The organism is Novosphingobium sp. RL4 (genome assembly GCF_035658495.1).
In the GTDB taxonomy this organism is placed as follows: domain Bacteria; phylum Pseudomonadota; class Alphaproteobacteria; order Sphingomonadales; family Sphingomonadaceae; genus Novosphingobium.
The window spans coordinates 585560-605581 of record NZ_CP141944.1; the positions used below are offsets into that span (position 1 = coordinate 585560).

A 20022-nucleotide genomic window follows, 5' to 3' on the forward strand; every position below is an offset into this window, starting at 1 on the left:
GCGTAACTCTCGGGAACATGTACAAGAACAGGGTGGGATCTGCATGATCGGGGCAGAGAAACTCCTCTCGCGGGGCGGCAATGCACCGCGACGCTTCCTTCAGGCCGCGGCCGCGATGGCGCTAGCCGCGTTTTCCTTGGCGCCTGCCCATGCGGGCTCCATCAACGATGTGCAGGATTCGTTCGATTCGGTCTTCGGCACCGAACAGCGTGCACCGCGAACCTATTCGAGCGATTTCGGCAAGCAACTGGCCGCCGTGGCGGAAGCCTCGCAGGGGCGTATCGGCGTTGCCGCGATGGACCTTTCCAGCGGCCGCATGGTGGACGTGCTGGGGAACCAGCGTTTCCCGATGGCCAGCACCAGCAAGATCGCCATCGCCGCGACGTTCCTCGAAGGCGTGGACAAGGGCAAGTGGACGCTTTCCAGCGAATTTCCGCTGATGGTGCCGGTGCCTTCCGCGCCGTTTTCCAGCGCGGTGGCGCCGGTCCGGGCCGGAACCTACATGAGCGCGCGCCAGCTTATCGAGCTGATGATCACCCGCTCCAACAACTACGCCACCGATGCCCTGCTCAAGGTGGTGGGCGGGCCTTCGGCGGTAAACGCCTGGGTGCGCCGCACGGGTATCGACGACTGGCACATCGACCGCGACATCGCGACGCTGGTGCGTGACGATGGCGCCATCGATCCGGCCAAGGTGGTGGACAAGCGCGACAGTGCCACCCCGATCGCCGTGGTCCAGCTGCTATCGGGAATCTACCAGGGCAAGTGGATGAGCCAGCAGGGCCGCGATGTGCTGCTGGGCGCGATGAGCCGCTGCGTGACCGGCAAGCGCCGCATTCGTGCCGGATTGCCGGCGGAAGTCTCGGTTTCGCACAAGACGGGTTCGCTCAACAACACGTCCAGCGATATCGGCATCATCGAGACGGCGGACGGCCACGCTTATGCCGTGGCGATCTACGTTACCGGGCAGGGCACGCGCCCGAACCGCGAAGCGCGCATCGCCAGCATCGCCCGCACCATCTACAACGGCTATCTGGCCGAAGCTCCGGGTTATCGCACCGCCGCGCGCTGACCGGGGGGCATGAAAAACCGGGGGGCATGAAAAAAGGCGCCGGAGACACTGTCTCCGGCGCCTTTTTCGTTGTCTGCCCGGCGGCTCAGTGCTGCGGGGTGTCGTGCGGCTGGCCTTCGGCGTCGGTCACGTCGGCAGCGGCCTTTTCGGCGTCTGCGGCGATATCGTCCGTGGTCTTTTCGGCCTGCTTCAGGGCGTCCTTGGCGGCGTCCTTGGTATCGTCGGCGGCATCGGAGGCCTTGGCGCCGAGATCGTTGACGGTGTCACCCACGTCTTCGGCGGCTTCCGAGAAGTCGCTCGCGGCCGAGGTTGCGGTGTCGGAGGCGGCGTCCTGCGTCTTTTCCGAGCAGGCGGCGAGCGACAGGGCCGCGGCGGCGGCAGTGGCGACGATAACGATCTTGCGCATAATTTCGGTATTCCCTCGTTTGCTGAAAAGACAAACCCCGTGAGCCCATCCGCGCAGATGCGGGCGGCTTCGCCCCGTGGGGAGCGAAACTAAGCCGGTCGCAAATGCGTTTCAAGCAGTCGCGGGCAAACGGCGGTGGAGCGAATTTGTTCCCGGCGATTTCACCCGTCTCGTCGCACTGGGCTGCTGACGGCCGGTGCCCACGCTGCTACGGATCGTGCCATGGATTCCAAGCAGCATCTCTATCTCGTCGACGGCTCGGCCTATATCTTCCGCGCCTATCACCGCCTGCCGCCCCTGACGAACCCCGAAGGGACGCCGGTCGGCGCGGTCTACGGCTACACGACGATGCTGTGGAAGCTGGCGGACGACCTCAACAAGGCCGACGGCCCGACCCACCTTGCGGTGATCCTTGATGCCGGAAGTCATTCGTTCCGCAACGACATCTACGAGGACTACAAGGCCAACCGGCCGCCGCCGCCGGAAGACCTGGTTCCGCAGTTCCCGCTGATCCGGGACGCGACACGCGCGTTCTCGCTCCCCTGCATCGAGGAAGCGGGCTTCGAGGCGGACGACCTCATCGCCTCCTACGCCCGCGCCGCCGCCGCGCAGGGCTGGGACGTGACGATCGTGTCCTCGGACAAGGACCTGATGCAGCTCGTCGGCAAATGCGGCATCGGCGGCGGCTGCGTAGACATGCTGGACACGATGAAGAACCAGCGGATCAACATTCCCGAAGTGGTCGAGAAGTTCGGCGTCCCGCCCGAGAAGGTGGGCGACGTGCTGGCGCTGATGGGCGACTCTGTCGATAACGTGCCCGGCGTTTTCGGCGTCGGCCCCAAGACCGCGTCCAAGCTGATCCAGGACTATGGCGATCTCGAATCCGCGCTCGCCGCCGCGCCGTCGATGAAGAAGTCCAAGCTGCAGGAACGCCTGATCGAACAGGCCGAGCAGGCGCGTCTGTCCAAGGTGCTGGTCACGTTGAAGGAAGACTGCACGCTGCCGATGGCGCTGGAGGACTTCAAGCTGGACGCGATCCCGCCGCAGCCGCTCGCCGATTTCCTCGGCAAGCACGGCTTCACCAGCCTGCTCAAGCGCCTTGGCGCGGGCAATGGCAGCCCGGAACGGGCAACGCAGCTTCATCCGGCCAAGCCCGTCACCGCGGGTAGCGGTCCCGGCGAAGGCGCTGCGCGTCAGCCGCTGCCGGAATGGCCGGCGGTGGACTATGCCGCCTACGAATGCGTGCAGACGGTCGAGGCGCTGGAGCGCTGGGTGGCGCGGGCGCTGGCTGCCCACGTGGTGGCGGTCGACACCGAGACCTCGATGCTGGATGCGATGAAGGCGGACCTTGCCGGCATCAGCCTCGCGCTCGGGCCGAACGATGCCTGTTACATTCCGCTGGGCCACGGCGGCACCGACATGTTCGCCGAGAAGCCGCAGCAGGTGCCGCTTCAGACCGCGCTGGCGCTGCTCAAGCCGCTGCTGGAAAGCGATGCGGTTCTCAAGGTCGGCCAGAACATCAAGTACGACCTCAACGTCCTGGCTCGCCACGGCATAGACGTGGCGCCGGTGGACGATACCATGATCGTCAGCTTCTGCCTCGACGCGGGCCGCCAGATCGAGGGTATCGGCGGCGGTCACGGCATGGACGAACTGTCCGAGCGCCACCTTTCGCACAAGACGATGGCGTTCAAGGACGTTTGCGGTACCGGCAAGAAGGCGATCCCCTTCGGCGAAGTCCCGCTCGACCGGGCCACGCCTTATGCGGCCGAGGATGCCGACGTCACCTGGCGGCTGCACAAGCTGCTCAAGCCGCGCTTGTCCGATGAGGGCGGCACGCGCATCTACGAGCGCGTGGACCGTCCGCTGATCCCCGTCGTGGCCCAGATGGAGCGCCATGGCATCAAGGTGGACCGGGAGAAGCTGGCCGGGCTCTCCAGCCAGTTCGCCGAGGCCATCGGCGCGCTGGAAGGCGAGATCCATGGCAAGGTCGGGCAGGAATTCACCATCGGCAGCCCCAAGCAGCTGGGCGACATCCTGTTCGAGAAGCTTGGCTACAAGGGCGGCAAGAAGGGCAAGAGCGGCCAGTATTCCACCGACCAGTCGGTGCTGGAAGGCCTCGCCTCGCAAGGCGCCGAAGTGGCGACCAAGGTGCTGGAATGGCGCCAGCTTTCCAAGCTGCGCTCCACTTATACCGAGGCGCTTCAGGCGGCGATCAACCCGAAGACCGGGCGTGTCCACACCAGCTACAGCCTTGTCGGCGCACAGACCGGGCGCCTGTCTTCCACCGATCCGAACCTCCAGAACATCCCGATCCGCACCGAGATCGGCCGCCAGATCCGCGACTGCTTCGTGGCCGAGCCGGGCCACGTCCTGCTCGCCGCGGACTATTCGCAGATCGAACTGCGCCTTGCCGCGCACATGGCCGACGTGCCGAGCCTGAAGGAAGCCTTCGCGCAGGGCGAGGATATCCACTCGCGCACGGCGATGGAGATGTTCGGCACGGTGGACCGAGATACGCGCGGACGCGCCAAGACGATCAACTTCGCAATTCTCTACGGCATCTCGCGCTGGGGCCTCGCCGGGCGTCTCGGTACCGAGGCCGACGAGGCGCAGGCGATGATCGATCGTTATTTCGAGCGTTTCCCGGGCATCCAGCGCTACATCGTCCACACGCTCGAACAGGTGCGCGAGCGCGGCTATTCGGAGACGCTGTTCGGCCGCAAGACCTGGTTCCCGCGCATCACCTCGAAGAACGGCGCCGAGCGTCAGGGCAGCGAGCGCGCGGCGATCAATGCGCCGATCCAGGGCACCAGCGCCGACATCATCAAGCGCGCCATGGTCCGCATGAACCCGGCGCTCGAAGCGGCGGGTCTCGGCCATGTCCGCATGTTGCTGCAGGTACACGACGAACTCGTGTTCGAACTGCCCGAAGCCGACGTGGCGGCCGCATCCGAGGTGATCCGCGCGGTCATGGCGGGCGCGGCCGAGCCATCGGTGTCGCTGGACGTGCCGCTGGGCGTCGAGATCGGCTCCGGCCTGAGCTGGGGCGCGGCACACTGAAGCCAGTTTCCCGTCGTCCCGGACCCGATCCGGGACGACGGGATTGGTCCGAATCCGGGGCATTTCTTTCTCCGACCTGCCCCGCAAGGCCGATGAACCGAGCGTGCGGATGAAACTGCTGCAGTGCAGCATCGTTTCATCACCATGATCCAGTTCATCGACAGCATCCTCGCCGGGTTGCCTTCGTGGGCCGAGCGGCCCCTCATGGCGGTTCTCGCGGCCATGCTCGGCCTGGCGTTGGCGCTGCTGGCCCATGCCGTGCTGTTCCGTATCCTGCACCGCATCACCAACCGGAGCGCGAGCGAGGCGGACGACATCGTCGTCAATCGCCTCAACCGGCCCACGCGCTGGGCGTTCCTCGCCATGGGCGTGGTTCTGGCCGCGCGGGAGACGCCTGCGCTGGAAGCGGTGTGGGAACGCTTCGCGCCGTTCGTCATGCCGCTGCTGACCGGCTGGGTCGCGGTGGCGGTGCTGCGGGCGTTCGTCGAAGCGATGATCGTGCGGGCGGACATTTCGGTAGAGAACAACCGCAACGCCCGCCGCCGCCGCACGCGGCTGGCGATCTTCAGCCGCATCGGCACGTTCCTGATCGTGTTCCTGACGGTTTCCGGGATGCTCGCCTCGGTGCCCGGGGTGCGCGAGATCGGCGTTACGCTGATGGCTTCCGCCGGGCTTGCGGCCCTCGCGGTTGGCGCGGCGGCGCAGCCTGCGCTGAAGGCCCTGATCGCGGGCTTCCAGATGGCGATGACCGAGCCGATCTCCATCGACGATGTCATCATCCTCGACGGGGAATGGGGCCGCATCGAGGATATCCGCACGACTTACGTGGTCGTCCGGCTGTGGGACGATCGCCGTCTGGTGGTGCCGTCCAACCGCTTTCTCGAAGATACCTTCCAGAACTGGACCAAGACCACCTCTCAGCTTCTCGGCACGGTGTTCCTCTACCTTGACCAGGGCACCGAGATCGGACCGATCCGAGAAGAATATACACGGCAGATCCAGGCCCACCGCCTCTGGGACAGGCGCGCGCAGATCCTTCAGGTGACCGACTGCAAGGACGATGCGATCGAGGTTCGCCTGCTGATGAGCGCGAAGGATGGCCCGACGCTGTTCGACCTGCGCTGCGAGATCCGGGAAAGCATGATGGACTGGATCAGACGCAGCCAGCCCGAGGCGCTGGTAAGGCGCCGCACGCTGCCGGTCGGCCCGGTGGAGATGGGGGCGACGGCGGGGCTGGCGGAACTGGTCGCGGCTTCGGCCAATGGCGAGGCCCGGCAGCCGAACTGACGGCGGCGGGCGATCGTCCCGCTAGCCCTCGCCCAGCAGGATTGTCTCGCCAAGGCCCATCGCCTCGCGAAAATCCCCGTCGTGGCTGACGCAGAGGATCGCGCCGTCATAGCCCCGCAACGCCTGCTCCAGCATCTCCACCGAAGCGAGGTCGAGATGGTTGGTCGGCTCGTCGAGGACGAGCAGCCACGGCACGTCCTTGCGCGTGAACAGGCAGGCCAACGCCAGCCGCATTCGCTCACCCCCTGAAAGGCCGGCGATCTCGCGCTGTGCCCAGGCATTGCGGAAACCGAAGCGGGCGAGCGCGGCATGGGCGGCGTGGCGGTCGGCATCGGGATTGAGGCGCAGGTAGGCATCGAGCACGGTACCGCCTTCGCCAAGAAGCGAGACGTGCTGGTCGAGCAGCGCGAAGCGGGCGGTATCGGCGCGGATGTCTCCCGCGTCGGGCCGGTCGATTCCGGCGAGTATGCGGATCAGGCTGGTCTTGCCCGAACCGTTGGGGCCGGAAATCGCGATCCGCTGCGGTCCGCGCAGCACAAGATCGAGCGGGCCGAACAGGCGCCGTCCGCCGCGCGTGCAGGCCAGACCGTGCGCCTCGATCAGGGTATGGCCCGAGGGCAAGTGACAGGGGGGCAGATCGATGTGGATGGGGGCGAGCACTTCCACGTCGCGCCGGGCCACATCCAGCCGTTCCTGCACCCGGCCGACGAGTTCGTCGCCCAGCTTGCGCTGGCGGCCGCCGCTCTCCTCGGCCCGCTGCCGCCGCGCGCCGAGCAGGATCTTCGGATCGCCGCCCCTTGCCGCATCCTTGCGGCCCTTGCTGTCGCGCCGGGCCTGTTTCTCGGCCTCCTGCTGCTTTTCACGGCGGGCGTGGCGCAGGGCGTCCTCGCTGCGTTCGAGCGCCGCTGACGCGCGGGCCCGTTCGGCGCTTCGCTGTTCGTCGAAGGCATCCCATCCGCCGCCGACCATGTGGATTCCCACCCCGGTCAGTTCGACGATACGATCCGCAAGGCGCAGCAGCTCGCGATCATGACTGGCGACAAGGGCGCCGCCGCTCCAGCCGTCAAGCAGGTCGGCCACGACCTTGCGCCCGGCCTCGTCAAGATTGTTGGTGGGTTCGTCGAGCAGCAGCACGTCCGGCTCGTCCATCAGAAGCCCGGTCAGCATCAGGCGGGTGCGCTGGCCGCCGCTGAAGCTGGCGAGGGTCCGCTGCGGATCGAGATCGGCGAAGCCGGCAAGCGCCGCGGCCTTTTCGAAGCGCTCGGCCAGGGTCCAGTCGGCGAGGTCGAAATCGCCGTCCTCGAACCGGCCCTCGGTGATGCGTTCGAGCCGGGCGAACTGTTCGGAAAGTCCCAGCGCCGCGGCCACGCTGGCATGTTCGTCCGGCGGAAGCTGGTGCAGCAGGCCCACGCGGCCCTGCTGCACGATCGTTCCTTCGGAGACCGGCACATCCCCGGCGATCGCGCGCAGCAGCGTGCTCTTGCCCGCGCCGTTGCGGCCGACGAGGCCCAGCGTTTCGCGGCCGAGCGAGAAAGTGAGGTCAGTGAAGAGGGGAGTACCGTCGGGGGCCGAGCAGGCCACGCGGTCAATTGTCAGGAATGTCATGCGAACACCGGCAGATAGCGTTTGGGAAAAACGGGCTATGTGCTCAGTTGTCCATCGATCCATTCCCTTGCTTGCGGGCTACCCTTTAGCCGAACCGCCCCGGTGGAGCAAGTCAGCCGCCTTTCGGGCAGATCGGGGTGATCTGGAATATCTGGTTCCAGTTCTTGCCGGTCACCAGCACGCGCCGCGCTGCGGCGTCCCAGGCGATGCCGTTCAGCACGGCGTCCACGCCCGCGCCGCCAGCCTGTTCGCGCAGCCCCGTCAGGTCCAGCCAGGACGATACCTTGCCGGTCCGGGGATCGATCCGGGCGATGCGGTCGGTCATCCAGACATTGGCCCAGATCTCGCCGTCGATCCATTCGAGTTCGTTGAGATTTTCCACCGGCCGGCCATCTGCGGTAACGGCAAGGCTGCCGGTCTGGCGCATCGTTGCCGGATCGCGCAGGCGCAGGCTGGCGGAGCCGTCGCTCTGGTAGATCGTGTTCCCGCTGCGGGTCATGGCCCAGCCTTCACCCTCGTAGGAGAATGTTCCCAGCAGCTTCAGCGACTTGCGGTCCCAGCGATAGCCGATGCGGTCCCGCCAGGTGAGGCTGATGAGCTGGTCCTTCCAGTCCACCAGGCCTTCGCCGAAGACGGAAGGATCGACCTCGGCCTCCCTCACCGGATCGAGCGTTTCCAGCTTGCGGACGACGATGCGGGAATCGCCCTTCTGGCCGGTGCTTTCATAAAGCAGGCCCTGATCGAACAGGAGGCCTTCGGTGAAGGCGCCGGTATCGTGGGGAAAGGCATTGTCGATGCGGTAGGTGCAGACCGGCACGTCCTTCGCCTGCACGGCAGGGGCAGCGGTGAGGGCGAGTGCAGCGGCGAGCAGGGCGCGGACGGGAGAATTCATGCGATGCAGGTGCCGCAAGGGCGCGGCCTCCGCAAGGGGCGATGGGGTTGGGAGGATGCCGTCGTCCCGGACCGGGTCCGGGACGACGGCATCGCTCAATCGCCGTGCTTCTTTTCGCGGCGGGATTCGACCATGCCGGGGGCGATGAAGCCGATCGGGATCACTTCCATGGCCCGCTTCTTGAGTTCGCCCTTCATGCGCTCGTACTCGGCCTCCATTTCCTCGGTCACGGTGGCGCGGCTGTCTTCGAGGGCGTCCTCGAAGTCCTCGCGGCGGACCTGCTCCACTTCGGCTCCGCGCTTGCGGATGGCGATGAGGCCGGCACGGCGCACCACGTCCTCGAGATCGGCGCCGGTGAAGCGCTCGGTCCGCGCGGCGATGTCATGCAGGGAGACGTCGTCCGCCAGCGGCATCCTGCCGGTGTGGATGCCGAGGATATGCTCGCGCCCGGCCTCGTCCGGGGTGCCGACATAGACCAGTTCGTCGAAGCGGCCCGGCCGCAGCAGCGCCGGATCGACAAGGGCCGGGCGGTTGGTGGCGCCGATCAGCACGACCGATTGCAATTCCTCCATCCCGTCCATCTCGGCGAGGATCGTGTTGACCACGCGCGAGGTGACTTGCGGTTCGCCGCCACCGCCGCCCATGCCGCGTGCGGGCACGAGGCTGTCGATCTCGTCGATGAAGATCACGCAGGGCGCGACCTGGCGGGCGCGGGCGAAGAGGCGGGCGATCTGCTGCTCGCTCTCGCCGTACCACTTCGAGAGGAGGTCGGACGATTTGATCGAGATGAAGTTGGCCTCGGCCTCCTTGGCAACGGCCTTGGCGAGCAGCGTCTTGCCGGTGCCGGGCGGGCCGTAGAGGAGGAAGCCCTTGGCCGGACGGATACCCAGCTTGTGGAAGGCTTCGGGCGTCTTGAGCGGAAGCTCGACGCCTTCCTTGAGCTTGAGTTGCGCTTCGTCCAGTCCGCCGATGTCGGCCCAGCCGATATTGGGAACCTGCACCATGACCTCGCGCATGGCCGAAGGCTGGACGCGCTTGAGCGCGGCCACGAAGTCCTCGCGGATCACTTGCAGGTCTTCCAGCACTTCGGGCGGGATGGTGCGGGCCTCGAGGTCGAGCCGGGGCATGATCCGGCGCACCGCCTCGATCGCCGCTTCGCGGGCAAGTGCGGCCAGGTCGGCCCCGACGAAGCCGTGCGTGGTGCGGGCAAGCTCGCCCAGGTCCACCTTGTCGCCCAGCGGCATGCCGCGCGTGTGGATGCCGATGATCTCGCGGCGGCCGGCCTCGTCAGGGACGCCGATCACGATTTCGCGGTCGAAGCGGCCGGGACGGCGCAGTGCCTCGTCGATGGCATCGGGCCGGTTGGTGGCGGCGATGACGACGACGTGGGCGCGGCTGTTGAGCCCGTCCATCAGCGTGAGCAACTGGGCGACGAGGCGCTTTTCCGCCTCGCCGTGCACCTGGCTGCGCTTGGGCGCGATCGAATCGATCTCGTCGATGAAGATGATCGCGGGCGCGGCCTTGGTGGCTTCCTCGAAGACTTCGCGCAGCGCTTTCTCGCTCTCGCCATAGCCCGATCCCATGATCTCGGGACCGTTGATCGAGAAGAAGCTGGCCTCGCTCTCGTTCGCCACGGCCTGTGCCAGGCGGGTCTTGCCGGTGCCCGGCGGGCCGTGGAGCAGCACGCCCTTCGGCGGGGCGACGCCGAGGCGGGTGAACAGTTCGGGATAACGCAGCGGCAGTTCCACCATCTCGCGCAGCTGACGGATGGTGTCGCTCATGCCGCCGACGTCGTCATAGTTGACGTCGCCGCGGGCGTCGTGCGCTTCCTCGAAGGTCTCGCGCAGTTCCACTTCGGTGTTCTCGTCGATGTGGACGATGCCGCGCGGCGTCGTGGAGACGACGTTGAGGCGGATCTGCGTCAGCGCATAGGCCGGCGCATTGAACATGCGGCGAAGCTGCGGGGGAATGTCCGCGACCTGCTGCTGGCCGGTGGTGGCGACGAGATCGCCCTGCACCATCGGGCGCTGGAAGAAGTTGCGCTTGAGCGCGGCCGGGGGGCCCTGAAGGCGCATGTCCTTCTGGGCGGGGGCGAAGACCACGCGCTGCGCCGGGCGGGATTCGGCCTTGCGCACGGTAACGTGATCGCCCGAGCCGACTTCGGCATTGCCGCGCTGGAGGCCGTCGAGGCGGATGACTTCGAGGCCTTCGTCCTCGGCATAGGCGAGGACCGCGCGGGCGACAGTTACCGACTTGCCCGTCAATTCGAGTACGTCGCCTTCCATCGCGCCGATCGCCGAGAGCGAACCGCGCGAGAGGCGAGCGATGCCCTGGCCGCTCTCTTCCTGCCGGGCTGCCGCGACCTGCAGCTTCACCGTCCGTTCGTCGACATGGGTTGGGGCGTCCGCCATGGGTGTCCTTTCCGTGCTCCCGGTTCCGACGCCGCGCCGGTTCGCGCGGGCCGTCCGGGATGTGGATTGGAACTAGGTATCGGCTTCCCGGATTTCAAACCAACCCGTGCCCGTTGCGGATGTTTCCGGTAGGCGCGCCTGAGAACGTTGTTCTCATCAAGGCAAAAAGAAGGCCCGGGCGTTGCCGACCGGGCCGTGAAAGTTTTGGGAGAGGATGCCTGAAAGGCAGTGTCTGTATGACCCGAATCAGGCTTTTGTGCAAGTGCGAAAACACAAAAGAACGGTTGCAAACGGTGCAACCATGGTTGCGCAGGGCGTAACTACACGGGGTAATCAATGACTGAATCAATAAAAACAACATCTTAGAACATGAACTGCGCTTCGGCTTATCCTTGACGCAATCGTCAAGGCGATGTGGATCGCCGGAGCGCTGCAAACGTTGACTGTTGCGGTGCGGAATTTCCTGTCCTTGCTAAGTATCTGATCCGAAAAGCCTGAATTGCCGTAATGGGAAAGCAAAAGGCGCCGGTGACCGGCACCGACGCCCTTTTCCAGAGGACATATGGCCGGGACGTGCCCGGCAGGCGGATCAGTGCGAGAACAGGACCGCGGGCGCGCTCGCTTCCGAAAGGAAATAGGCGGTGACGCCGCCGAACAGGAATTCGCGCAGCCTGCTCTTGCCGTAAGCGCCCATCACCAGCAGTTCCGCGTGGGACTGGTTCACGGCGACGGCGAGGGTTTCCTCGGTCGAGCCGCGCCTTTCGTGCTCCTCGTATTCGGCGTGGATGCCGTTTCGCGAGAGATAGCGCAGCGCGTCCGTGGCCGGGAAGCCGCCGGTCTTCTCGATCACCGTCACCAGTTTCACGGCATCGCAGCCCTGAAGCAGCGGAACCGCCGCCTTGAGCGCGCTTGCAGACTGTTCGCCGCCGTCCCAGGCGATGCAGGCGCGGCGGATCGGCAGGGAGAGCGTGTGGCCCTCGGGCAGGGCGAGCACCGGTGCGCGGGAGACCATCGCCAGTTGTCCGGCGATCCCGCTCGACCGCGAGACCACCACCAGGTCGGAAAGACGCGCCGCTCCGGCAAGGGCGGGAACCGGGTCTTCCTCGCTGCGGATCACTTCGAAGGGGATATCGCCGCGGGTCAGCCGCGCCTCGATCGCTTCGGCGGCGGCGTCATCCTCGCCCCGCGCCTTGTCGAGCGCTTCGGAAATGACGTAGCTGCCGCCCATCGGGTCCATGGCGATATAGCGTGAAACCGGGGTATCGACGAGCACCGTGAGATGACCGCCGAGATTGCGGGCGAGTTCGACCGCGGCGGCGATGCGGGCGTCGCTGTCGGGCTTGCGGTCGGCGTTCACGAGTATCGAGCGCATGGTAATTCTCCCGTTGTCTGCCGGCCAAGGTATCGCAAGGTCATGGAATTGCCATGACGAAGATCAAAAACTCCGAGGATGCGGAAGGGTTTCGATCGAGAGGCGGGCAGCGCGCTCGAACAGGTCCAGGATCACGGGCTCGCGCTCGCGGGTGCGGATCGCGGCTTCGAAATGAACGTGATGCGCAGGGCGGGGCAGGACTTCGACAAGCGTGCCGCGCTCCAGTTCGTCGCGCACCATGGTCTCCGGCAGCACGGCCGCGCCCCGGCCCCGCGCGACGATCTCGATCAGCATCCGCACGTTGTTGCAGGTGTGGAGCGCGCCGGGCGTGATCCCCTGCTCCTCCAGCGTGGACAGCGTGACGCCGTGAAGCGGGGAATGGTCCGGGAGCGACCAGACCGGGACGGCCGCCTCGAACTTGCCGGACGCCGCAGTGGCAGGACTGGCCGCCCAGACCAGTTCGACCGAACCGATCGGCGCGGTGCGCAGGCCGGGGCTGGCCACCGGCCCCGCCAGGAACACGATGTCCCGCGTGCCCGCCAGCAGTTGCTGCAGAAGCCGGGCGGTGAGGTCCAGCTCTATCTCCAGCGTCACGCCGGGGCGCTCGCGTTCGATCGCGCCGATGAAGTCCGGCAGGCAGCTTGCCGCCGCGATCTCGCCCGAGCCGATCCGCACGGTGCCGGTGGCGCCCGCGAAGTCGCTGGCATCGAGCAGGGCGCGTTCGAGGCCCTGCCGCAGCGGCTCGCAATCCTGCACGAGACGGCGGCCGCGCGCGGTCAGCACCATGCGGCGCCCGTCACGTTGGAACAGGGGTACGCCAAGCTGCTCCTCGATCTCGCGCACGCGGGCGGAAATGGCGGGCTGGGTGGTATTGAGTCTTTGTGCCGCACCTGCGAACGTGCCGAGCCGATCGATCCACATCAGCGTTTCAAGGTGAAAGAGGGCGATACGTTTCATAAGCGTGAATTATCGCTTCCGATAAAAAACAATCGCTATTCGTAATGGGAATGGCTGTCTAGGTTCGCTCCAAACGGGAGAATTTCATGAACAAGATCTATCCCAGCGCCGCGGCGGCGCTGGACGGACTGCTCAAGGACGGGCTGCTCATCGCCGCCGGGGGCTTCGGCCTTTGCGGCATCCCCGAGCGCCTGCTGGATGCCCTGCGTGATTCCGGTGTGAAGGACCTGACTTTCGCCTCCAACAACGCCGGGATCGACAACGAAGGCATCGGCAAGCTGCTGCGCACCCGGCAGGTGAAGAAGATGATCTCGTCCTACGTGGGCGAGAACAAGGAGTTCGAACGCCAGTTCCTCTCGGGCGAACTGGAAGTCGAATTCTGCCCGCAGGGCACGCTGGCCGAACGCATGCGCGCCGGCGGCGCCGGCATTCCCGGCTTCTACACCAAGACTGGCGTCGGCACGCAAGTGGCCGAGGGCAAGGAAGTGAAGGTCTTCCGGGGTGAGGAATATATCCTCGAGGAAGGCATCTTCGCCGACCTTTCGATCGTGAAGGCGTGGAAGGCGGATGAGACCGGCAACGTCGTGTTCCGCAAGACCGCGCGCAATTTCAACGTGCCTGCCGCCACGTGCGGCAAGGTCTGCGTGGTCGAGGTGGAGGAGATCGTCCCCACCGGCTCGCTCGACCCGGACGGCATTCACCTGCCCGGCGTCTTCGTCCAGCGCCTCGTGCTGGGCGCGCCTTACGACAAGAAGATCGAATTCATGACGACCCGCGAGAGGGAGACCGCCTGATGTCCCAAGACACTAAAGGCTGGAGCAGAGACGAAATGGCCGCCCGCGCGGCGAAGGAGCTTCAGGACGGGTTCTACGTGAACCTCGGCATCGGCATCCCGACCCTGGTGGCGAACCATGTGCCCACCGGCATGACCGTGACGCTGCAGTCGGAAAACGGAATGCTCGGCATCGGGCCGTTTCCCTATGCCGATGAAGTCGATCCCGACCTTATCAACGCGGGCAAGCAGACGGTGAGCGAACTGCCACAGTCGGCCTATTTCGACAGCGCCACCAGCTTCGGCATGATCCGCGGCGGCCATATCGATCTGGCTGTGCTGGGCGCGATGGAGATCGCCGAGAACGGCGACATCGCCAACTGGATGATCCCCGGCAAGATGATCAAGGGCATGGGCGGCGCGATGGATCTCGTGGCCGGCGTGAAGAAGATCATCGTCGTCATGGAGCACAACGCGAAGAACGGCGATCCCAAGTTCATCCCGGCTTGCACCCTGCCGCTGACCGGCAAGAACGTGGTCGACATGATCGTCACCGACCTTGCCGTGTTCCAGCGGGTGGACCACCAGAGCCCGTTCCGGCTGATCGAACTGGCACCGGGCGTGACGGCCGATGAAGTCGCCGCTAAGACCACGGCGCATTATGTGACTTGAGAGTCGCGGTGCCGCAAAATCCGCCCTCGGCGGATTTTCAAACAGAGGAGAGTTCCGGATGGCTTACACACTGATTACCGCCAATCGGAACTACTCCAGCTGGTCACTGCGGCCCTGGGTGCTGATGAAGGCGCTGGGGATCGATTTCACCGATCGGATCGAGCCCTTCACCGCCCCCGCCAATTACGAGGCCTTCCGCAGCTTCTCGCCTACCGGGCAGGTTCCGGCGCTGGTCGACGGCGAACGGACGGTGTGGGATTCGCTGGGCATCACCCTCTATCTGGCCGACCGCCACCCCGGCGTCTGGCCCGCCGACGATGCCGCGCGCGCCTTCGCGCAATGCGCGGTGGCCGAGATGCACGGCGGCTTCTCCGCCCTGCGCAACGACTGCACGATGAACGTCGGCGTGCGGGTCCGGCCCAAGGCGATGCGTCCGGAACTGGTGCGCGACGTTGCCCGCCTGCGCGAAATCTTCGGCGAGGGCCTGTCCCGTTTCGGTGGGCCATGGTTGGCGGGGGACAGCTTCACCGCGCTAGATGCGTTCTTCGCGCCGGTCGCCTTCCGCATCCGCACTTATGGCCTTGATGTCGGCACCTGCCAGGTCTGGGTCGATGCCGTGCTCGAACATCCGGCGATGAAGCAGTGGGAAGCCGAAGCGCTGGGCGAGGCATGGCGCGAGGAAGGCCACGAAGCGGAACTCGCCGGTTGCGGCGAAGTCATCGCGGATTATCGGAACGGGGCCTGATCCCATGCGCGTCCTGCTGACCGGATCGTCCGGCTGGCTGGGCCGACACCTTGCGGCCCTGCTGGCCTCGCATGGCCACGAAGTCATCGGGCTCGACGTCGTGCCCGGTGCGCATACCCGAATCGTCGGCTCGGTGGCGGATCGCGCTCTCGTGTTCCAGACGATTGCGCATCATGCCATCGAGGCGGTGATTCACGCAGGCGCGCTGCACAAGCCCGATATCGTGCGCAATCCGCGGCAGGCCTTCATCGACACCAACGTCACCGGCACGCTCAACCTGCTGGAAGCGGCAGCGGGTGCGGGGCACAGGCGCTTCCTCTTCACTTCCACCACTTCGCTGATGGTCCGCGCCGACGTGCGCGCAGGGGCCGGCGCCGAGGGGGCCTGGTGGATGGACGAGGACTTCGGCCCGGTGGAACCGCGCAACGTCTATGGCGCCACGAAGCTGGCGGCCGAGAACCTGTGCCGCGTCGTCTCTCGCGATAGCGGCATGGCGGTGGCGATCCTGCGCACCGGGCGTTTCTTCCCGGAGGACGACGATACCCACGCGGTGCCTTCCGGGCCGAACCTCAAGGCGAACGAACTGCTGAACCGCCGTCTCACCGTGGAGGATGCGGCGCTCGCCCACCTCGCCGCGCTGGAGCGGATCGAGGGTTGCGAGACATTCGTGCTTTCCGCGCCGCCGCCGTTCGTGCGCGCCGATGCGGCGGAACTGGCCCGCGATGCCCGCGCCGTGATCGCGCGCTATTACCCCGATGCGGCGGAGCTATACGCCCGGCGCGGCTGGGTGCTGCCGGAGCGGATCGAGCGGGTCTACGATCCCGCCAAGGCCCGGCGCCTGATCGGCTGGCGGGCCGGGACGGACTTTGCAGCGGTGCTGGAAGCTCTGCGCTCCGGCGATCCCTTGCCCTATGTGCATGATCCCGAATGGATATCCCCGGTGCTCGGACAGGAAGGATAAGCGCGGCCGTCTTGCGGCGGTCATGGCGATACCCCATGTTCCCAGCCTGAATCCGAACAGGAGAGACTTCCCTATGGCCGCCGATATCACCGCAATCCCGCTGACCCGCATCGACGGCAGCGCCGACAGTCTCGCCAATCACGAGGGCAAGGTGCTGCTCGTGGTCAACGTCGCCTCGAAGTGCGGGTTGACCCCGCAGTACGAAGGCCTCGAAAAGCTCTACTCGGATTACAAGGCGCAGGGTCTCGAAGTGCTCGGCTTCCCTGCCAACGATTTCGGTGCGCAGGAACCCGGCACGGACGAGGAGATCGTCGAATTCTGCCAGCTCAACTACGGCGTCTCGTTCCCGCTCTTCACCAAGGCCGACGTTACCGGCGAAGCCAAGCAGCCGCTCTATGCCGCGCTGACCGAGGCGGTTCCCACCAAGCAGGGCGATGTCGAAGGCATGAAGGAGCGCTTCAAGGGCTACGGAATGACTCCGAACGACGATCCCGAAGTGCTGTGGAACTTCGAGAAGTTCCTGATCTCGCGCGATGGCGAAGTCGTCGGCCGCTTTGCGCCGGGCACCGCGCCGCAGGACCCGCTGCTGGTCGATGCGATCGAGGCTGAACTGAACAGGTAAGGCGATACGGGGCGAGCCCGTCCGGCGCCATGGCCGCGGCGCCGGGCGGGCTCGCCCGTTTTTTCCGGCAGAGGTACCGGCGGCGGCGTTACATCCCGCGGCGTTACATTCCGATGCCGAGCGCGCGTCCGATGAAGATCAGCACGATCGCGCCGATCACCGAGGCGAGGCAGCCGGCGCGCTGGAAGTCGGCGCTGCCGCGCGTGGTCACGAGACCGGCGACGAGCGAGCCGCCGATGCCCAGCAGGATCGTGGCGAGCCAGGTCATCGGCACCGCGCCGGGATAGAAGTAACGCGCCAGCACGCCGATGATGAGCCCGCTGATGATGGCGCCGATGATGTTGAACATGGGTAGCTGATTCCTCGAAAAATGACGCTGCGACCTTGCGGTTCGTAGAAATCGCGAATCGCGCGGCGGTTGCAACGGCCGGTCGGCGAAGCGCGCATATGCTCCGTCCGGCGCCGGATGGACGTATCCACTTCTCCAAAGATATGGGGACAGGCGGGGCAAGTGTCTCGACACAGGTTGAATCACGAGATTCCGGCGACTCGTTTCGTCGCAAGCGGGATTCGTTTCGCCGCCGTTTTATGTGGAAAAATTTTTAGCGAAGACCTCGAAATAGGCTCTTGCGCCGGAGCCCGGTGAAGGAGTTCCCACGCGTCGCGCCATGGCCTGCGCTGTAAAGGGGCGCGGCTTTGCCGCCTTGCGGGAGAGAGTCACCCTCTTGCGTCAAAATCCAGAACAGGCACTATGGGTTGTGGCGCGTCGATGGCGGGGCATCTAGACCTAGACAAATCGTTCCAGGGCAGTCAGGTGCCTCGAAGGACGGTTTTGCTGTGTTCGAGACCCCCGTGATACTGCAAGGTGAATACCGCAAGGTGGCACCGCGCGCCGGGTCGGTCAGGGGATTATCGTTCTCTATCGTACCGGTGGTGGTATGTCGGTGGGCTCTTCGCCCTGACGAATCGCCCCGGTCCGAACCGACCCCGGTGCAATGCTGGACGCGCTTTTTGGCGCTTCGATGACGCTGGTACGAGCAAACGGGGGGCGACAATTGGATTTCAGAAACAACGCTGACTTAGACAGCTCCGACGTGATGCAGGAAGATATGATTCAGGATGACGGGCAGGTTGAAATGCCCGGTTTCGAGACTTCGCCCCAGGTTGCCAAGGTAGCGGCCCCCAAGCCCGAAGCGGCTCCCAGGCCCGCCAGGAAACCGGCGGCGAAAAAGGAAAAGGAGGCGGGCGAGAGCCCGGCAATCGCGATGGACAAGACCGATACCGCTACGGCCGCTCTTGTGGCCGAAGCCTTGCTCGCGGCCGTTGCCGCGCCTGCTGAAGCACCCGCTGAGAAGAGCCGCAAGCCCGTCGATTCGAAATCGATCAACGCACGTCGTTTCACCATCGTCACCGACGATGCGCGTGACGCGCTGCTGACCGACTTCGGCAAGGAAACGCTCGACGACCGCTACCTGCTCCCCGGCGAGAAGTATCAGGACCTCTTCGCCCGCGTGGCCGATGCCTACTCGGACGATCAGGACCACGCGCAGCGCATCTACGACTACATCTCGAAGCTGTGGTTCATGCCGGCCACCCCCGTCCTCTCGAACGGCGGTACGGGCCGGGGCCTGCCCATCTCGTGCTACCTCAACTCGGTGGATGACAGCCTCGAAGGCATTCTGGCCACGTGGACCGAAAACGTCTGGCTCGCTTCGCGCGGCGGCGGCATCGGCACCTACTGGGGCAACGTGCGCGGCATCGGCGAGCCGGTCGGCCTCAACGGCAAGACCAGCGGCATCATTCCCTTCGTGCGCGTGATGGATTCGCTGACCCTGGCGATCTCGCAGGGCTCGCTGCGTCGTGGCTCGGCCGCCTGCTACCTCGACGTCTCGCACCCCGAGATCGAGGAGTTCCTCGAAATCCGCAAGACTTCGGGCGACTTCAACCGCAAGGCGCTCAACCTGCACCACGGCGTGCTGCTGACCGACGAGTTCATGGAAGCCGTGCGCGACGGCAAGGACTTCGACCTCAAGAGCCCCAAGGACGGCTCGGTGCGGGGCACCGTCCACGCCCGCTCGCTGTTCCAGAAGCTGGTCGAGGTCCGCCTCGCCACCGGTGAGCCTTACCTCGTCTTCTCCGACACCGTGAACCGCATGATGCCCAAGCATCACCGCGATCTCGGCCTCAAGGTCTCGACCTCGAACCTGTGCTCGGAAATCACGCTGCCGACCGGCCGCGACCATCTCGGTAACGACCGCACGGCCGTGTGCTGCCTCTCCTCGCTCAACCTGGAAACCTGGGAAGAGTGGAAGGGCGAGAAGCGCTTCGTCGAAGACGTGCTGCGCTTCCTCGACAACGTCCTGCAGGACTATATCGACCGTGCGCCCGACGAGATGGCCCGCGCACGCTACTCCGCTGCGCGCGAACGTTCGGTCGGCATGGGCGTGATGGGCTTCCACTCGTACCTCCAGAAGCGCGGCATCGCCTTCGAGAGCGCGATGGCCAAGGCGCTGAACATGCAGATGTTCCAGCTCATCGCCGCCAAGGCGGACGAGGCATCGCTGCTGCTCGCCAACGAGCGTGGACCGTGCCCGGATGCCGCGGACATGGGCGTGATGCAGCGCTTCAGCTGCAAGATGGCGATCGCGCCCACCGCGTCGATCTCGATCATCTGCGGCGGTACTTCGGCCTGCATCGAGCCGATCCCGGCCAACATCTATACCCACAAGACGCTCTCGGGCTCGTTCGTTGTGAAGAACCCCTACCTCCAGAAGCTGCTGGCTTCGAAGAGCAAGGATTCCAACAACGTCTGGAACTCGATCCTCGAACGCGGCGGTTCGGTCCAGCACCTCGACTTCCTGACGCCGGACGAGAAGGCCGTCTACAAGACCAGCTTCGAGATCGACCAGCGCTGGCTGCTCGAATTCGCGGCGGATCGCACGCCCTACATCGACCAGGCCCAGTCGCTGAACCTGTTCATCCCTGCGGATGTCGACAAGTGGGACCTGATGATGCTGCACTTCCAGGCATGGGAAAAGGGCATCAAGTCGCTCTACTACCTGCGCTCGAAGTCGGTGCAGCGCGCGGGCTTCGCAGGCGGTGTAGAGGCGGACAACACGCCGGAAGCACCCAAGTTCGAGATCGGCGAGACAACCGATTACGACGAGTGCCTCGCCTGCCAGTAA

The 20022-nt window shown here is 65.7% G+C and carries 16 protein-coding genes; 9 read left to right on the forward strand and 7 right to left on the reverse strand.

What is annotated here, in order from left to right:
* Positions 1 to 115: 115 nt before the first annotated feature.
* Entirely contained in the window at positions 116 to 1072 is a 957-nt protein-coding gene (locus tag U9J33_RS02875; RefSeq protein WP_324698996.1) for a serine hydrolase, read from the forward strand.
* 85 nt (positions 1073 to 1157) lie between these two features.
* Here U9J33_RS02875 and U9J33_RS02880 read toward each other — a convergent pair whose 3' ends face one another.
* A complete protein-coding gene (locus U9J33_RS02880) occupies positions 1158 to 1478 on the reverse strand; it encodes a hypothetical protein (RefSeq protein WP_054440919.1) in 321 nt (106 codons plus the stop codon).
* 222 nt (positions 1479 to 1700) lie between these two features.
* Here U9J33_RS02880 and polA point away from each other — a divergent pair, with 222 nt between their 5' ends.
* Positions 1701 to 4541 carry a DNA polymerase I gene (gene polA, locus U9J33_RS02885; RefSeq protein WP_324697731.1) on the forward strand — a complete coding sequence of 947 codons (2841 nt, stop codon included), beginning with the start codon at positions 1701 to 1703 and terminating at the stop codon, positions 4539 to 4541.
* Between the two features lie 144 nt (positions 4542 to 4685).
* Entirely contained in the window at positions 4686 to 5828 is a 1143-nt protein-coding gene (locus tag U9J33_RS02890; protein ID WP_324698997.1) for a mechanosensitive ion channel family protein, read from the forward strand.
* A gap of 21 nt (positions 5829 to 5849) precedes the next feature.
* Here the strand turns inward: U9J33_RS02890 and U9J33_RS02895 are convergent, their stop codons facing one another.
* From U9J33_RS02895 to U9J33_RS02915, 5 genes are all read right to left on the reverse strand, one after another.
* Positions 5850 to 7433 (reverse strand): ABC-F family ATP-binding cassette domain-containing protein, encoded by a 1584-nt coding sequence (locus tag U9J33_RS02895; protein WP_324697733.1) that lies wholly within the window; start codon positions 7431 to 7433, stop codon positions 5850 to 5852.
* A gap of 112 nt (positions 7434 to 7545) precedes the next feature.
* Complete coding sequence (locus U9J33_RS02900; RefSeq protein WP_324697735.1) at positions 7546 to 8325, reverse strand: glutaminyl-peptide cyclotransferase; 780 nt, start codon at positions 8323 to 8325, stop codon at positions 7546 to 7548.
* 95 nt (positions 8326 to 8420) lie between these two features.
* Positions 8421 to 10736 (reverse strand): CDC48 family AAA ATPase, encoded by a 2316-nt coding sequence (locus tag U9J33_RS02905; RefSeq protein WP_054434650.1) that lies wholly within the window; start codon positions 10734 to 10736, stop codon positions 8421 to 8423.
* A gap of 589 nt (positions 10737 to 11325) precedes the next feature.
* On the reverse strand, positions 11326 to 12108 hold the full coding sequence (locus tag U9J33_RS02910) for a universal stress protein (RefSeq protein ID WP_054434648.1): 783 nt from the start codon (positions 12106 to 12108) through the stop codon (positions 11326 to 11328).
* Positions 12109 to 12171: 63 nt separating this feature from the next.
* Positions 12172 to 13065, reverse strand: a complete 894-nt coding sequence (locus tag U9J33_RS02915) for a LysR family transcriptional regulator (RefSeq protein ID WP_324697739.1) — start codon at positions 13063 to 13065, stop codon at positions 12172 to 12174.
* A gap of 86 nt (positions 13066 to 13151) precedes the next feature.
* Here U9J33_RS02915 and U9J33_RS02920 point away from each other — a divergent pair, with 86 nt between their 5' ends.
* The 5 genes from U9J33_RS02920 to U9J33_RS02940 all read left to right on the forward strand — a co-directional run bounded on the left by U9J33_RS02920 (position 13152) and on the right by U9J33_RS02940 (position 16837).
* Positions 13152 to 13859 (forward strand): CoA transferase subunit A, encoded by a 708-nt coding sequence (locus U9J33_RS02920; RefSeq protein WP_054434644.1) that lies wholly within the window; start codon positions 13152 to 13154, stop codon positions 13857 to 13859.
* The gene (locus U9J33_RS02925; protein WP_185998182.1) at positions 13859 to 14509 is read left to right on the forward strand and encodes a CoA transferase subunit B; all 651 of its coding nucleotides are present in this window, start codon (positions 13859 to 13861) and stop codon (positions 14507 to 14509) included. Before U9J33_RS02920 ends, U9J33_RS02925 begins: the two co-directional genes overlap by 1 nt.
* 58 nt (positions 14510 to 14567) lie before the next feature.
* Positions 14568 to 15254, forward strand: coding sequence for a glutathione S-transferase family protein (locus U9J33_RS02930; RefSeq protein ID WP_324697743.1), 687 nt, complete (start codon positions 14568 to 14570; stop codon positions 15252 to 15254).
* A 4-nt stretch (positions 15255 to 15258) separates the two neighbouring features.
* Positions 15259 to 16215: an NAD(P)-dependent oxidoreductase gene (locus U9J33_RS02935; protein ID WP_324697744.1), complete on the forward strand. Its 957-nt coding sequence runs from the start codon at positions 15259 to 15261 to the stop codon at positions 16213 to 16215.
* Positions 16216 to 16288: 73 nt separating this feature from the next.
* Positions 16289 to 16837 carry a glutathione peroxidase gene (locus U9J33_RS02940; RefSeq protein WP_054434638.1) on the forward strand — a complete coding sequence of 183 codons (549 nt, stop codon included), beginning with the start codon at positions 16289 to 16291 and terminating at the stop codon, positions 16835 to 16837.
* Between the two features lie 103 nt (positions 16838 to 16940).
* Here the strand turns inward: U9J33_RS02940 and U9J33_RS02945 are convergent, their stop codons facing one another.
* A complete protein-coding gene (locus U9J33_RS02945; RefSeq protein WP_054434636.1) occupies positions 16941 to 17186 on the reverse strand; it encodes a GlsB/YeaQ/YmgE family stress response membrane protein in 246 nt (81 codons plus the stop codon).
* Between the two features lie 916 nt (positions 17187 to 18102).
* On the opposite strand from U9J33_RS02945, the gene U9J33_RS02950 reads away from it, so the two are divergent.
* Positions 18103 to 20022 (forward strand): ribonucleoside-diphosphate reductase subunit alpha, encoded by a 1920-nt coding sequence (locus U9J33_RS02950; protein ID WP_292636390.1) that lies wholly within the window; start codon positions 18103 to 18105, stop codon positions 20020 to 20022.